The organism is Promicromonospora kroppenstedtii (assembly GCF_044389675.1).
GTDB lineage: Bacteria > Actinomycetota > Actinomycetes > Actinomycetales > Cellulomonadaceae > Promicromonospora > Promicromonospora kroppenstedtii.
In genome coordinates this window covers 226,020-240,189 of sequence record NZ_JBIRYI010000008.1, presented here as the reverse complement: position 1 = coordinate 240,189, position 14,170 = coordinate 226,020, and the positions used below count along the sequence as shown (strand labels likewise).

General features: G+C 72.3%; 10 protein-coding genes and 1 riboswitch. Of the genes, 5 read left to right on the top strand and 5 right to left on the bottom strand.

Going from position 1 to position 14,170, the window contains the following annotated elements; genetic code table 11:
- Window positions 1-53: 53 nt before the first annotated feature.
- Window positions 54-140, bottom strand: a riboswitch (ZMP/ZTP riboswitch).
- A 131-nt stretch (window positions 141-271) separates the two neighbouring features.
- From ACH47X_RS14925 to ACH47X_RS14915, 3 genes are all read left to right on the top strand, one after another.
- Window positions 272-1,057, top strand: coding sequence for a hypothetical protein (locus ACH47X_RS14925; RefSeq protein WP_397405400.1), 786 nt, complete (start codon window positions 272-274; stop codon window positions 1,055-1,057).
- A gap of 73 nt (window positions 1,058-1,130) precedes the next feature.
- Window positions 1,131-2,564 (top strand): NAD(P)/FAD-dependent oxidoreductase, encoded by a 1,434-nt coding sequence (locus ACH47X_RS14920; RefSeq protein ID WP_397405399.1) that lies wholly within the window; start codon window positions 1,131-1,133, stop codon window positions 2,562-2,564.
- 38 nt (window positions 2,565-2,602) lie between these two features.
- Window positions 2,603-2,995: a PPOX class F420-dependent oxidoreductase gene (locus tag ACH47X_RS14915; RefSeq protein ID WP_036968501.1), complete on the top strand. Its 393-nt coding sequence runs from the start codon at window positions 2,603-2,605 to the stop codon at window positions 2,993-2,995.
- 1 nt (window position 2,996) lies between these two features.
- Here ACH47X_RS14915 and ACH47X_RS14910 read toward each other — a convergent pair whose 3' ends face one another.
- Window positions 2,997-3,506: a GNAT family N-acetyltransferase gene (locus ACH47X_RS14910; protein ID WP_036968504.1), complete on the bottom strand. Its 510-nt coding sequence runs from the start codon at window positions 3,504-3,506 to the stop codon at window positions 2,997-2,999.
- An 88-nt stretch (window positions 3,507-3,594) separates the two neighbouring features.
- On the opposite strand from ACH47X_RS14910, the gene ACH47X_RS14905 reads away from it, so the two are divergent.
- A complete protein-coding gene (locus ACH47X_RS14905) occupies window positions 3,595-4,191 on the top strand; it encodes a GNAT family N-acetyltransferase (protein ID WP_036968507.1) in 597 nt (198 codons plus the stop codon).
- A 9-nt stretch (window positions 4,192-4,200) separates the two neighbouring features.
- A complete protein-coding gene (gene purU / locus ACH47X_RS14900) occupies window positions 4,201-5,061 on the top strand; it encodes a formyltetrahydrofolate deformylase (protein ID WP_397405398.1) in 861 nt (286 codons plus the stop codon).
- A 125-nt stretch (window positions 5,062-5,186) separates the two neighbouring features.
- On the opposite strand, the gene ACH47X_RS14895 is transcribed toward purU, so the two are convergent.
- From ACH47X_RS14895 to pulA, 4 genes are all read right to left on the bottom strand, one after another.
- A complete protein-coding gene (locus ACH47X_RS14895) occupies window positions 5,187-6,071 on the bottom strand; it encodes a carbohydrate ABC transporter permease (RefSeq protein ID WP_397405397.1) in 885 nt (294 codons plus the stop codon).
- The gene (locus ACH47X_RS14890) at window positions 6,071-6,946 is read right to left on the bottom strand and encodes a carbohydrate ABC transporter permease (RefSeq protein WP_036968513.1); all 876 of its coding nucleotides are present in this window, start codon (window positions 6,944-6,946) and stop codon (window positions 6,071-6,073) included. Before ACH47X_RS14890 ends, ACH47X_RS14895 begins: the two co-directional genes overlap by 1 nt.
- A 4-nt stretch (window positions 6,947-6,950) precedes the next feature.
- On the bottom strand, window positions 6,951-8,300 hold the full coding sequence (locus ACH47X_RS14885; protein WP_142032963.1) for an extracellular solute-binding protein: 1,350 nt from the start codon (window positions 8,298-8,300) through the stop codon (window positions 6,951-6,953).
- A 392-nt stretch (window positions 8,301-8,692) separates the two neighbouring features.
- Window positions 8,693-14,128, bottom strand: a complete 5,436-nt coding sequence (gene pulA / locus ACH47X_RS14880) for a pullulanase-type alpha-1,6-glucosidase (RefSeq protein ID WP_397405396.1) — start codon at window positions 14,126-14,128, stop codon at window positions 8,693-8,695.
- Window positions 14,129-14,170 lie beyond the last annotated feature (42 nt).

Sequence of the window (14,170 nt, the reverse complement as noted above, 5' to 3'; positions counted from 1 at the left end):
GGATGGCACACGCACCGTGCCGGACGGCCCGGGCGCACACCTTCCACGAGGTGACCCAGGGCCCAGGCGAACGACCCGTCGTCGGCATGACTCGTCGCTCCCCGGTGGTGATCCACCTGACGCCAGTCGCGACCCGAAGATCGTAGCAGCGGCGGGCGAAACCGGAGCCCGGCGCCCGCCGTCCAGCAGGCGTCCGCAGGAAACCGCGGGATTGCAACGGAAGTACCTGAGACCCTTTTGCTATTCACGCCGACGTCGCTACTGTGCCGCCATGCCCTCCCCCGTGTCACCGGACGCAGGCGTTCCGGAACACCAGCCAGAACCGCGCTCGCACCAGGCCCAGCCCGGGCGACGGTCCGTCCAGTTCGAACCGGTCCAGCGGTCCGGCGGGTTCCAGCCCAGGACCGGCCAGTTCCCGACCAGGCCGGCGGCCGAGCCGGCGCCGGCCGCACCCGAGCAGCGGCCCGGCGGCGAGCGGCGCGGCGGTACCCGGCGGGACAAGATCTGGTCCGTCGTCGCGTTCCTCGTCGCGGCCGGCGTGATCATCGCGGTGGGCATCCACTTCTTCGGACCCGACGGCACCGACGAGACGGCGGCGGCGTCCTGGGCGGTCGACTCCTGCGCCGGGCCGAACCCGTCGCCGGAGGCCGCCGAGGGGGCGGACGCCTACCTCCCCCTGCTCTGCGACGACCCCGAGGCCACGGTCACGATCCTCGACATCCAGGACGCGGTCTCGGTGGCGCAGCTGCACTGCCCGGACGGCACCGACGTCGTCTTCCAGAAGGACGGCCAGGCCGGCGGCGAAACGCAGGCCGTGTGCGCCCGCAACCTGTCGGACGACCACCCCGGGGACCCCGGCAACGGCGGCGGGCAGCTGGTGACCGGCGACTGCGTGGACAGCCAGGGCGCCGAGCTCGCGTGCGCGTCGAAGGGCGCGAAGAAGGTCACCGGCCTGATCGTCGACGGCATGGAGTGCCCCGAGGGCACCAGGGACGAGCTGGAGCTCGGCTTCGACGCCTCCCGCAGCTTCGAGACGGTCTGCCTCGGCGCCAGGTAGTCCCGTCCGCGGCGTCATCAGACGCTCATCCGACCGAAACCGACATTGATCGGTCATTGGCTAGATTTGCGACATGGGGCGCCTGCAGCAGACCGTTTTCGAGCGCAATGTTCCGGCCAGATCCGTCGTGGACCACGCGTTGGCAAGGACCCGGCAAGCGGTCGTCTGGCAGGACGACCTGGGGACCCCGGCCCGGTACCCCCGGCTGTCGGCCCCGCTCCGGGCCGACGTCGTGGTGGTCGGCGGCGGCTGCACCGGCCTGTGGACGGCGCTGGGGATCAAGCAGCGCGACCCCGGCGCGCGAGTGCTCCTGATCGAGGGCAGGTCGGTCGGCTGGGCCGCCTCCGGCCGCGACACCGGGCTGGTGACGGCGCGGCTCGACGACCCCGCCGCCCCGCAGCACCTGGGCGACGAGAACCTGGCGGCCATGGAGCACGCCGTGGCCGGGCTCGGCCCGGACTGCGGGTGGGCGCGGACCGGCGTCGTCGACCTCGCCGTCGAACCGCACCAGATCGACTGGCTGCAGGACGCCGCCGGGGCCGCCGCCGCGGCGGGCGTGCCGCACACGTTCCTCGACCGGGCCAAGATGCGGGCCGAGATCGCCAGCCCCACCTACGAGGCCGGCCTGGTCCGGCCCGGCGCCGCGGCGCTGGTGCACCCGGCGCTGCTGGCGGCCGGGCTGGCCCGGGCTGCCGCCGCCCTCGGCGTCGAGATCTTCGAGGACACCCGCGTGACCCGGCTGACGGCGCCGGCGCGCGGCGGGCGTGGCGCCGTCGTCCTGCGCACGACGTCGCCCGCGGGCGAGGCGTCGGTGCGCGCCGACCGCGTGGTCCTCGGGACCGGCGCGTTCCCGGCCCTGCTGCGGCGCTACCGCCGGCACACCGTGCCGGTGTACGAGTACGCGGTCGCGACCGAGCCGCTGGACGCCGAACGGCTGGGCGCGCTCGGCTGGCGGGGTCGGCAGGGTCTCGCGGACCTCGCGAACCAGGCCCACCGCTACCGCCTCACGACGGACGACCGGATCGTGTTCGGCGGGTACGACGCCGTCCATCCCCATGGCGGGCGCGTCGCCAGGGCGCACGAGAACCGACCGCAGACCGCCCGGCGGCTCGCCGAGCACCTGCTCACGACGTTTCCTCAGCTCGAGGGCGTCCGGCTCACGCACCGGTGGGCCGCGGCGACGGCGCGGTGCACCCGGCCCGGCCCGCTGTTCGGGCAGGCCGCCGGCGGCCGCGTGCAGCACGCGACGGGACCGGGGAGCGCCGACGCGCACTTCGCGGCGCAGGTGGTGCTGGACCGTCTGGCCGTGCTCGACGGCGCGGCGGAGACCGAGCGCACCACGCTCCGCACGGTGCGCCGGGTCCCGGCCCCGTTCCCGCCGGGGCCCGTCGCCGCTGCCGGGATCCGTGCCGTGGACCGGTCCCTGGACCGCGCCGACCACAGCCACGGCCGGCGCGACGCGCTGCTCCGGTCGCTCGACGCACTTGGCCCGGGGCGCGATACCTGATTGGCTGCGGCGGACACCCGACGTCGAAGGAGCACACAGTGACCAAGCCCCCGGTCCCCGAGCACATCGCGACCATGCTCGAGCGCCCGAACCACGCCGTCATGGCGACCGTCCGGCCCGACGGCGCGCCCGTGTCGGTCGCCACCTGGTACCTGTACGAGGACGGGCGCGTGCTGCTGAACCTCGACGGCACCCGCAAGCGCCTGGAGCACCTGCGGGCGGACCCGCGGGTCTCGCTCACGGTGCTCGACGGCGAGAGCTGGTACCGGCACGTCAGCCTCCAGGGCCGCGTGACCATCACACCCGACGAGGGCCTCGCGGGCATCGACCGGCTCTCGGTGCACTACGGCGGCAAGCCGTACCCGAACCGCGAGAACCCGCGGTTCGACGCGTGGATGGAGATCGAGTCCTTCCACGCGTGGGGCTTCTGACCTACTTCTCCTGCGGCACGGGCTGTGCGCCCGCGGCGCCGAGCACGCGGCGCAGGTAGGTGTAGGTCAGGTCGCCCGCGGCCTTGTCGTACTGCTCCTCGTACCCGTGCTTGGTGTACAGCGCGAGGTTCTGCTTGGAGTCCTTGCCGGTGAAGACCCAGATCTCCGTGGTCTGCTCCGGCAGGTACGGGAGCACGGCGAACAGCATCTCGGTGCCGATGCCGCGGGCCTGCTTGTCCGGGGCCACGGCGAGGCGGCCGAGGGTGGCCTTCTCCCCCTCGATCTCGACGCGCACCGAGCCGATCATCCGGTGGCCCTCCCACGCGCCGATCGTCACCACGTCGTCCCGGGCGAGGTCCTCCCGGAGCTCCGCGAGCGTCTGGGTCAGCGGCGGGATGTGCGGGTCGTCGTACAGCTGGGCCTCGGTGACGAACGCGGCGCGGCGCAGCGTGAGGAGCTCGCCCGCATGGTCGTCCTCGACCAGGGCGATCGTCGTGGTGGAGTTGCTCATGGGTCCATCGTGTCAGAGGTGACACACCCGAGTCGACGACGACCACGGTCCGGTCGGGCATGTCGGTGGCTCCGCGTAGGTTCGGGGCATGGAACGCATCGAGGTACGGCCCGCCGTGGGGCGGTACGACGACTTCTACGAGGTGGTGGGCGTCAAGAAGCCGGGCGGCAAGGGCTGCTGGTGCATGGCCTACCGGGACAGCCGCGTGGCACAGGAGGACCGCCCCGGCTACATGCGGGACGAGTGCGCGACCGAGCCCGGCCCGGGCGTGCTCGTGTACGTGGACGACGTCGTGGCCGGCTGGTGCTCGATCGCGCCCCGGTCCACCTACCGGCGGCTGATGAACAGCCGCACCATCCCGTTCGTCGACGAGCGCGAGGCCTGGTCGGCGGTGTGCTTCGTCGTGCGGGCGGGGTTCCGGAAGCGGGGGCTCATGCACCACCTTCTGGCGGGCGCGGTGGAGCACGCGCGCGAGCACGGGGCCGAGGTGATCGAGGGCTACCCGGTCGACGTCGGCGCCGAGCGTGTCGACGTGATCAGCGGCTACGTGGGCACGGTGCGCATGTTCGAGGCGGCGGGCTTCACCCGTGCGGCCGAGACCGGCGGGGTGAGCGGCGGCCGACGGCGCTGGGTGATGCGCCGCGAGCTCGGACAGGGCGGGCTGCCGCAGGCCGTAGGGGGTTAGCCTGACCGCGTGAACGACGCGAGCGCAGCCACCCACTGGATCCTCACCCTGTCCTGCCCGGACCAGCCGGGCATCGTGCACGCGGTGGCGGGCATGCTCGCGGAGCACGGCGGCAACATCACGGAGTCGCAGCAGTTCGGCGACCCGGCGTCGGGCCTGTTCTTCATGCGCGTGCAGGTGGAGTCCGCCGCGTCGCGCGACGAGCTCACCGCGGCGATGACGCAGGTGGCGGGGGCATTCCGGATGACATGGACGCTCGACGTCGTCGGCCGCCGCATCCGCACGCTGCTCATGGTCTCCAAGGCGGCGCACTGCCTGGTCGACCTGCTCTACCGCGAGCGGTCGCAGCGCATGCCGATCGACGTCGTCGGGGTGGTGGGCAACCACCGCGACCTGGAGGACATCGCCGCCTTCTACGGCAAGCCGTTCCACCACGTGCCCGTCACCAAGGACACCAAGGCCGAGGCGGAGGCGACGCTGCGCGGCCTCGTCGCGGAGACCGACGCCGAGCTCGTGGTGCTGGCCCGGTACATGCAGATCCTGTCCGACGAGCTGTGCCGCGACCTCAGCGGGCAGATCATCAACATCCACCACTCGTTCCTGCCGTCGTTCAAGGGCGCCGGCCCGTACCGGCAGGCGCACGACCGCGGCGTCAAGATCATCGGCGCCACGTCGCACTACGTGACCGGCGACCTCGACGAGGGCCCGATCATCGAGCAGGACGTCGAGCGCGTGGACCACTCCCGCACCGTCGAGGACCTGGTCGGCATCGGCGAGGACGTCGAGCGCCGCACACTGGCCCGCGCGGTGCGCTGGCACGCGGAGCGCCGGGTCCTGATGGACGGCCGCCGCACGGTGGTCTTCCGCTGAAGGAGCCGGCGGGCGCAGCCGGGTGGTCGGCAGAATGTCAGGTGGTCGGCAGCTCGGACTGCCGACCACCTGACATTCTGCCGATCACCCGGGCCGGCCTACGCCGGCCTACGCCGGCCGGCCACTCAGCCCTTGACCGCGCCAGCCAGGGCGAAGGCCGAGCCCGAGATGCGGGTGACCAGCACGTACAGGCCGAGCACCGGGACGGCGTAGAGCAGCGAGTACGCGGCGAGCTGCCCGTAGGCGACCGACCCGTACTGCCCGAAGAACGCGAAGATGCTCACGGCCGCCGGCTGCTTCTCCGGGGAGAGCAGGAGCACGAACGGGACGAAGAAGTTCCCCCATGCCTGCACGAACACGAAGATGAACACCACGGCGATGCCGGGACGCATGAGCGGCAGCACCACCCGGCGCAGGGCCTGCATGGCGGACGCGCCCTCGGTCCAGGCGGCCTCCTCCAGCGAGATCGGCACCGAGTCCATGAAGTTCTTGGTCATCCAGATCGCCATGGGCAGTGACGTCGCCGCCATGAAGAAGATGGTTCCGGGCAGCGAGTCGAGCAGGTTGAGCTGCACGAACAGCGCGTACACCGGGACCATGATCGCCGTGATCGGCAGGCAGGTACCGAACAGCACCGAGTACAGGAAGTACTTCCCGAACCGCATCCGGTACCGGGACAGCGGGTACGCCGCGAGCACCGCGACCACCACCGTGATCGCACCCGACCCCGCGGACAGCACGAACGCGTTCCACAGCGGCACCCAGGTGAGCTCCGGTGTCATGATCGCCGCGAAGTTCGCGGTGGTCACGGCGTCGGGCAGCCCGAAGGAGAGCGTCGCCTCCGCGTCGAACGACGCGACGAGGACCCACGCCATCGGGAGCACGAAGCACAGGGCGATCACGAGCAGCACCACGTTGGCGGCTACCTTGGTGGCCGTGCCGCGGGGCGCGGCCAGCGTGCCGAGCCCGCTCCGGGCGGGCGCCGCGGGCCTCGTCAGGGTGTCCGTCATCAGTCCACCTCCGGTCGGAGCGCGCGGATGTAGATCACGGAGAAGATCCCGCCCACGATGATCATCACGGTCGCGATGGCCGTGCCGTAGCCGACCTGCGCGAACTTGAACGCCTCCTGGTAGGCCAGGATCGGCAGGGTCGAGCTGTCCGTGCCGGGCCCACCGCCGGTCATCACGTAGATGAGCGTGAACACCGACAGCGTCTGCAGCGTGGTCAGCATCAGGTTGGTCGAGATGCTGCGCCGGATCACCGGCAGGGTCACCCAGGTGAGCCGCTGCAGCCCGTTGGCGCCGTCGAGCTGGGCGGCCTCCGTGAGCTCCGGCGGCACCTCCGCGAGGGCGGCCGAGTAGACCATCATCGAGAAGGCCGTGCCGCGCCAGATGTTGGCAAGGATCACCGCGAGCATCGGGGTGGAGTAGAGCCAGTCCGGCCCCGTGATGCCGATGCCGCCGAGCAGCGTGTTGAGCGTTCCCTCCGAGTGGAAGAACGCGTACGCGGCGAACGCCGCCACGATCTCGGGCAGCACCCACGCGGCGACGACGACGGTCGAGGCGATCGAGCGCACCGGCTTGACCGCCGACCGGAGCAGGCCGGCGAGCAGGATGCCCATCACGTTCTGCCCCACGACGGCGGACAGGAACACGAACACGACGGTCAGCCACAGCGACTTGGGGAAGTCGGGGTCGCCGACCAGCGCCGCGTAGTTGTCGAACCCGATCCACTCCGGGCTCAGGGCAGCGGGCCCGGTCAGGGCGGCGTTGGTGAACGAGCCGTAGAACGACCAGACCACGGGGCCCAGCATGAACAGGGCGAGCAGGACGACGGCGGGCGCGAGCGGAACCACTCGCGCCACGCCGCGGGACGTGACGGCCATCAGGTCAGCCCTGGACCGTGTTCTCTTCGCCGACGATGCCGATCACCGCTTCGTCGTAGGCGGCGGCCGCCTCCTCCGGCGTCTGCTGGCCGGTCATCACGGCCTCCATCGCGACCATGATCTCGTTGGAGACCTTCGGGTAGTCGGACGTCGCGGGCCGGAAGTTGGTCACGTCGACCAGGCCCGTGAAGAACTCCGTGGTGGGGTTCGTCTTGGTGTACTCCGGGTCCTCGGCGACGTCGGTACGGACGGCGATCTGGCTGTTCGCGACGTCGAACCACAGGGAGTTCTCGCGGTCCAGCGCCATGGAGATGAACTCGAACGCGGCGTCCGGGTTCTTGGAGCCGGAGCCCATCGCGAGGGTCCAGCCGCCCGACATGCTGACCGCGCCGGGCGCGGCGCCGTCCTGCGTGGGCATGGGCGCGGTGCCCATCTTCTCGGACCACTCGGGCCACGGCGCAACCCCGGACTCGAGCCAGTTGCCCGCCACCCAGGAGCCGTCGAGCGCGATGCCGACCTTGCCCTCGGGCAGCCACTCGGCCTGCACCGTGTTGCCGATGTTGGTGTCGAGCGCCTGCTGCGGCGTCGGCGCCAGGCCCTCGGTGAACACCGTGGTGATGAAGTCGAGGCTGTCGACGAAGCCCTGCGAGCCCAGCACCCACTTGCCGTCCTCGTAGAGGGTGTCGCCGGTGCCGTACAGGAGCATCTCGAAGCCCTGCATCACGGCGGCCTCACCCTGGGGCTTGCCGGAGTACATGTTGAACGGGACCACGTCCGGGTCCGACTCCTTGATCGCCCGGGCGGCCTCCAGCAGCTCGTCCCACGACTTGGGCGCCCAGTCCTCGGGCAGGCCCGCCTTGGCGAGCACGTCCTTGTTGAACCACAGGCCGCGCGTGTCGGTACCCATGGAGACGCCGTAGGTCTTGCCGTCGTCGCCCGCGCCGGCCTCCTTGGCGCTGTCGACGAACTGGTCCCACTCGTCCCACTCCGCGAGGTAGTCGTCGAGCGGAGCCAGGTAACCGGCCTCGACGTCGGACTTGATCATGTACGTGTCCTCGTACATCACGTCCGGGGCGGTACTGGGTGACCGGTTCATGAGGGCGAGCTTGGTGAAGTAGTCGTTCTGCTGCGCCTCGATCGGCACGAGCTCGACGGTGATGTCGGGGTTGGCCTTCTCGTAGTCGGCCTTGACGTCCTTGAACAGCTCGTCAGCCTGCGTGAAGTTGCCGAACTTCTGGTAGGCGACCTTGATCGTGGAGGCGTCGGAGCCGCCTCCGCCGGAGCCGCAGGCACCGAGCGAGAGCGCGAGTGCCGCTGCCGTGACGGGTGCGATGAGGAATCGTGCCGTGCGCATGAAGCTCCCTTGCGTCGTGCGAACCCGGCAACACCGCCGGGCCAACTGACGCACACGATTCACCCCCGGCGGGCCCGAGTCAAGGTCCACCGCCGAACAGTTGTCAGCGCTGTCACCCGTCACTGTTCAGGGGAGACACCTGAGCGGGTGCTCAGCAGGCGGGGGGGGGGCCCCCCCCCCCGGGGGGGGGCCCCCCCCCCCCCCCCCCCCCCCCCCCCCCCCCCCCCCGCCGCCCCCCCCCCCCCCCCCCCAAAACCCCCCCCCCCCCCCCCGCGGGCCCGCGCCCCCCCCCCCCGCGGGGGCGGGGGGGGGGGGGGGGGGGGGGGGGGGGGGGGGGGCCGCCCCCCCCCGGGGGGGGGGCCCCCCCCCCCCCCCGCCTGGTGAGCCGCCGCTCAGCCGCGGGGGTCCGTCAGGACCGCCACCGTGCGAGGCGGGACCGTGACCGTGCCGGCGGCGTGGTTCCACGTGGTGTCCCGCACCACCGGGTCCGCCCCGCGCGCTTGCACGGGCGACAGCGCGTAGTCGCGGCCGGCCAGCTCCGGCACCTCGACCGTGGCCTCGTCCGGCGACGCGTTGAACACCACCAGCACGCCGTCCAGCTTGCGGTCGGCGTCGGTCCGGCCCGCCCGGTCGTCGACCGACATCGTGATGACGCCGGGGACGGCGTCCGGCCCGGAACCCGGGAACGTCACCTTCTGCTCGATCAGGTCCGCGGAGCCCAGCCGGAACAGCTCGGTCGAGTGCCGCAGCTCCAGCAGCTCGCGCGCCTGGGCGGCGGAGAACCCGATGTCGTCGGCGTCCGGCTTGAGCGCGGCGTCGGCGAGCAGGGGCCGCTGGTACGGCCACTTGTCCTCGTTGTCGGCCGCCATCGGCAGACCGCGCCCGAACCCGTTGTCCTGACCCGACCAGTCGATGGTGTTGAACCAGTCGCCGGAGTCGAACGAGTTGCGGTCCAGGGACTTCGAGCGCAGCAGGTCGGTGCCCGCGTGCCAGAACGACGGCGACTGCGACAGCGCTGCCGTGGCCAGCGAGACCGTGTTCATCCGGACGCGGTCGGTCATCGACGTGTCCGCCGGCAGCTTGAGCGTCAGCAGGTCGAACAGCGTCTCGTTGTCGTGGGCGTCGACGTACGTGACGACCTCCTCCGGCGAGTCCGCGTAGCCGGCGGGCGCGCCCCGGTAGTCGAGCTCGTCGCCCCGGACCCGCTCCCCCGACGCGGTCGTGACCTCGAAGGACCGCAGGTTGCCGGCCAGCCCGAGCTTGACCAGGTCGGTCTGGTGGGCCAGGTCCGCCGCCTCGTCGTCGCCGCCGTCGTTGACCGACGCCGGGTCCTCGAGCCGCGCGTCCCGCCCGTTCGGGTCGGTGAACAGACCGGTGCCGAAGCCCTGCGTGAACAGGGACGACCCGTCGACCGGCGAGCCGCCGTGGACGGCGTCGCGCAGACGGTCGCTGAAGGTGCCGATGCCGGTGCCGCCGAGCTGGCCCTGCGTGGCCTGCTCGAACCGGGCGTTGCCCGCGACCTCGCCGAAGTCCCAGCCCTCGCCGTACAGGTACACGCTCTTGCCGTCGATGCCGTCCCGGCGCGGGGTGAGCGCGTCGAGCCCCGCCCGGACGGCCTCCATGTTCGCGCGGGAGTGGTGCCCCATCAGGTCGAACCGGAACCCGTCCACGTGGTAGTCGCGGGCCCAGGTGACCACGGAGTCCACCATCAGCCTGCTCGCCATGGCGTGCTCGGTGGCGACGTTCTGGCAACAGGTGCTGGTCTCGACGGCGCCCGAGGTCGCGTTCTGCCGGTGGTAGTAGCCGGGTACGACGCGGTCCAGCACCGACCTCGGGTCCTGGCCCGACGCCGCGGTGTGGTTGAACACCTGGTCGAGCACCACCTGCAGACCGGCGCCGTGCAGGTTGCCGACCATCGAGCGGAACTCGGCCACGCGGGCGCCGCCGTCGGCCTCGACCGCGTAGGAGCCCTCGGGGGCCATGAAGTGGTACGGGTCGTAGCCCCAGTTGAAGGCGTCGCTCCCCTGCACCTCGGCGACGGCGGCCTGCTGCTCCGTGCCGTCGGGCGCGAACCCGGACAGGTCGCCGGTCGTGGCCTGGTCGGCACGGTCCTCGGGGATCGTCGCGATGTCGAACGTGGGCAGCAGGTGCACGGTGGTCAGCCCGGCGTCGGCGAGCGAGCGCAGGTGCTTCATGCCGTCGGAGCCCTTCACCCCGAACGCGCCGTAGGTGCCGCGGAGACGCGCGGGCACGGTCTCGTCAGAGCTGGAGAAGTCGCGCACGTGGAGCTCGTAGATGGTCTGGTCCACGGCGCGCTCCACGCGCGGCGCGGGCGTGTTCCGCCAGACCCTGGGCTGCCACGCCCTGTCGTCGAGGTCGAGCGCGACCGAGTGCGTCGAGTTCAGCGTGAGGCCCACCGAGTAGGGGTCGGTCACCACGTTGGTCTCGATCTGGCCCGTGCTCGGCACGTACACCTCGACGGCGTAGCGGTAGCGGGCGCCCTGCCAGTCGAGCCGGCGATCGGCGCGGCCGCCGTCGAGCGTCCAGGCGCCGTCCCGCTGCCGGGACATCGCGTAGGTACGCGGCTCGGCGGCCGGCGACCGGCCGGCGGGCCAGGCCTGCAGCGTCACGGTGCGGGCGGTGGGCGCCCAGAGCGCGAACGAGGCCTTTCTGCCGCCCTGCCAGGTCACGCCCAGGGCGCGGTCGGTCGCGAACAGGTCGTCCAGCACCCCCGGGATCTGCACGCCGGTGGCGGCGGTCAGGGTCTCGCCGTCGTGCCGGGTCAGGCGCAGCGCCCCGGTCAGGGCCGACGTCGCCTCGGCCCGGGTCAGGCCCTCGGCCTCCAGGGCGAGGTGGCCGGCCAGGTGGGGGAAGTCCTCGGCGACGTCCGCGGGCACGTCGCCCGTGCCGCCGGCCGGGACCAGCGGGTACGACCCCGTCTCTGTCTCCAGGGCCCAGGTGTCCCCGGAGCCGAAGCCGGCGGCCGGGACCAGGACCAGCCCTTGGCGCACCCAGTGCGCGGCCTGCTGCCCCTCGCCGGGTGTGCCCGGGGTGCCGACCCGCACGGACGGCACCTTGGTCTCCGGGTCCCACGTGAAGGTCACCGGACCGCCGCCCGTCGAGTAGGCGACGTTGGCGCCGTCCCGCACGCCGTCGGCGCCGTAGTTCTCGGCCCAGGAGCCGTTCAGCGCCACCTTGAACTCGTAGGAGCCGGCGGGCAGCTCGAACGTGCCGGTGTAGGTGCCGTCGTCGGCAAGGGTGAGGCGCGCGGCCTCGCAGTCCGGCGTCCAGTCCCCGGCGCAGCCCATCTCGCTGTTGTGCGAGCCGGGCACGGTGACCAGGTCGACGTCGGGGTCGGTGGGGTCGTCGACGACGCCGCTGACGTCCACACCGACCGACGCGTAGGAGCTGGCCGCGGCCCGGTCGCCGTCGGCGTCCCGGGTGACCGCGCGGTACTCGACGAGGGTGCCCTCCGGGAGGTCCGCCTCGGTGGCGACGTCGTGGAACACGCGCGGCGAGGTGTCCTCGGCGGTGCCGAGGTCGTGCCACTCGTCGGTGCCCACGGCGCGCCAGGCGAAGGAGGTCTCGGCCCAGGCGTCGTCGATGCCGGCGGCGACCGGTGCGACGCCGGAGAGAGCGGCGCCCGGACGGGCGCTGGTGCCCGGGACCACGGTGACGGTGCCCGCGGAGTCCGCGCCCACGGTGCGGTCGGCGACCAGCACGACGGCGGAGCGCGCCGGGACGGTCAGCGTGACCGCGCCGGCGGCGTCGGCCGTGACCGGGGCGGCGGTGCCGTACAGCGGCGCGAAGGCGCCGCCCGGGGTGAGCGTGTCGAGGGTGACCGTGCGCTCCTGCGCGGCGTTGTTGGCGGCGACGACGTACTCGATCTTCTCCTCGCGGTCGACGCGGGAGAACGCGTAGACACCGGCTCCGTCCTCGGCGTAGCGCTCGATCTGTGCGCCGGTCGCCAGGGCCGGGTGCTCCGCACGGAGGTCGGCCAGGGCGGCGATGTGCTCGTAGAGCGGCGCGTCGGTGGCGTACCGGTCCACGCTGCCGGCCCGCTCACCGGTGACCAGCGGCTGGTCGGCGTACTCGTCGACCTGGGTCGCGAACAGGGTCTGGCGGGCGTCCTTGTCACCGCCGGTGCCCGCGAAGCCCTGCTCGTCGCCGTAGTAGACGACCGGCTGACCACGGGTGAGGTACATCAGCTCGTGCGCCAGCTCGTCGCGCTCGAGCGGGTTCTCGGCGCCCGCGAGCATGTAGCCGACGCGGCCCATGTCGTGGTTGCCGAGGAACGTGGGCAGGGCGGACGCGCTGCTGTGCGGGGTGGTGTACAGATCGTCGGACGCGTACAGGTCGGCCAGGCGGCGGGCGCTGTTGCCGCTGGCGTAGCTCGTGGCCGCCGACTGGAACGAGAAGTCGAGCACGGAGCTCATGTCGGTGCGGCGCACGTACGGGGAGGTCTTGGCGGCGTCGGCGTCGTACACCTCGCCGAAGGTGAAGAACTCGTCCTTGCCCTGCGCGCGGGCGTACTCGGCGATCTCGGTGGACCACTCCTCCCAGAACTCGAAGTTCACGTGCTTGACCGTGTCGATGCGGAACCCGTCGATGCCCAGGTCGATCCACGTCTTGTAGATCTCCTCGAAGCCGTCCACCACGCGCGGGTGCTCGGTCATGAGGTCGTCCAGGCCGCTGAAGTCGCCGTACGTGACCGACTCCCCGGACCACGTCGAGTTGCCCCGGTTGTGGTAGAGCGTCGGGTCGTTGAGCCAGGCCGGGACCTTGACGTCCTGGTCGGCCGGGTCGACCACGGGGGTGTACGGGAAGCTCGTGGCGGCGTCGAGCTCGGGGAAGTCGCCCGTGCCCGCGAAGTCGGCGGGGTCGAACGGGTTGCCCTCGGCGTCCCGGTACGGGGCGGTCGCCTGGTCCACGTAGTCGTAGGCGCCCTCGGTGTAGTCGACGACGTCGGCCGTGTGGTTGGTGATGACGTCGAAGTAGACCTTGAGGCCCCGCGCGTGGGCGTCGTCGATCAGCGCCTCGAGCTCGGCGTTGGTGCCCAGGTGCGGGTCGATCCGCGTGAAGTCGGTGATCCAGTAGCCGTGGTAGCCGGCGCTGACGTCGTTGCCGGAGCCCTGCACGGGGCGGTTCAGGAAGCTCGGGGTGAGCCAGATCGCAGTGGTACCCAGGTCCTCGATGTAGTCGAGGTTCTGCCGCAGGCCGGCGAGGTCGCCGCCCTGGTAGAAGCCCTTGTCGGCCGGGTCGAAGCCGGTCGTGAGCCGGTCGCCGTCCAGCCCGCCGGTGTCGTTGGCCGGGTCGCCGTTGGCGAACCGGTCGGTCATCACGAAGTAGAAGCGCTCGTCGCCGCCCGGCTGGCGCACGGGGTCGTGCACCAGGGCGTCGTCGGCCTCCGTGTAGTCCCCGGCCAGGCCGAGCGGCGTCAGGGCGGTGCGGTGGGTCGTGTCGTCGTAGGTGACGCGAACCGTCGCGGGTCCGGCCAGGTGCAGGGGCGCGTTCTCGGAGCCGCCGTCGCGCCCGTACGACTCGTCCCACGCGTCGTCCAGGGCGACCTTGTACTCGTAGGTGCCCGCGGGGAGCTCGAACTCGGCCACGAAGGTCCCGTCGCCCTGGGCGACGAGCTCCGTGTCGGCGCACGCCGGGTCCCAGTCGGCGGCGCAGCCGAGCTCGTCCTGCAGGCTGCCGACCAGGGCGGCGGTGCGGTCCTGGGCGGCAGCCGGCTGCGATACGGCCAGGCCCGCCGTCGCCACCAGGGCGGCGGCAAGGGCGGCCGCGCCGACCTGTACGGAGCGCGGGCGCGCGGTGCGTGACATGGATGACCCCTTCGTCGTCCGGAACACCCCGAAATGTGATCC

Bases quoted from the DNA above. Each gene is read 5' to 3' on its own strand.
- pulA (WP_397405396.1), bottom strand. From the start codon at position 14,128: ATGTCACGCACCGCGCGCCCGCGCTCCGTACAGGTCGGCGCGGCCGCC.
- ACH47X_RS14925 (WP_397405400.1), top strand. From the start codon at position 272: ATGCCCTCCCCCGTGTCACCGGACGCAGGCGTTCCGGAACACCAGCCA.
- ACH47X_RS14895 (WP_397405397.1), bottom strand. From the start codon at position 6,071: ATGACGGACACCCTGACGAGGCCCGCGGCGCCCGCCCGGAGCGGGCTC.
- ACH47X_RS14910 (WP_036968504.1), bottom strand. From the start codon at position 3,506: ATGAGCAACTCCACCACGACGATCGCCCTGGTCGAGGACGACCATGCG.
- ACH47X_RS14920 (WP_397405399.1), top strand. From the start codon at position 1,131: ATGGGGCGCCTGCAGCAGACCGTTTTCGAGCGCAATGTTCCGGCCAGA.
- ACH47X_RS14905 (WP_036968507.1), top strand. From the start codon at position 3,595: ATGGAACGCATCGAGGTACGGCCCGCCGTGGGGCGGTACGACGACTTC.
- ACH47X_RS14885 (WP_142032963.1), bottom strand. From the start codon at position 8,300: ATGCGCACGGCACGATTCCTCATCGCACCCGTCACGGCAGCGGCACTC.
- ACH47X_RS14890 (WP_036968513.1), bottom strand. From the start codon at position 6,946: ATGGCCGTCACGTCCCGCGGCGTGGCGCGAGTGGTTCCGCTCGCGCCC.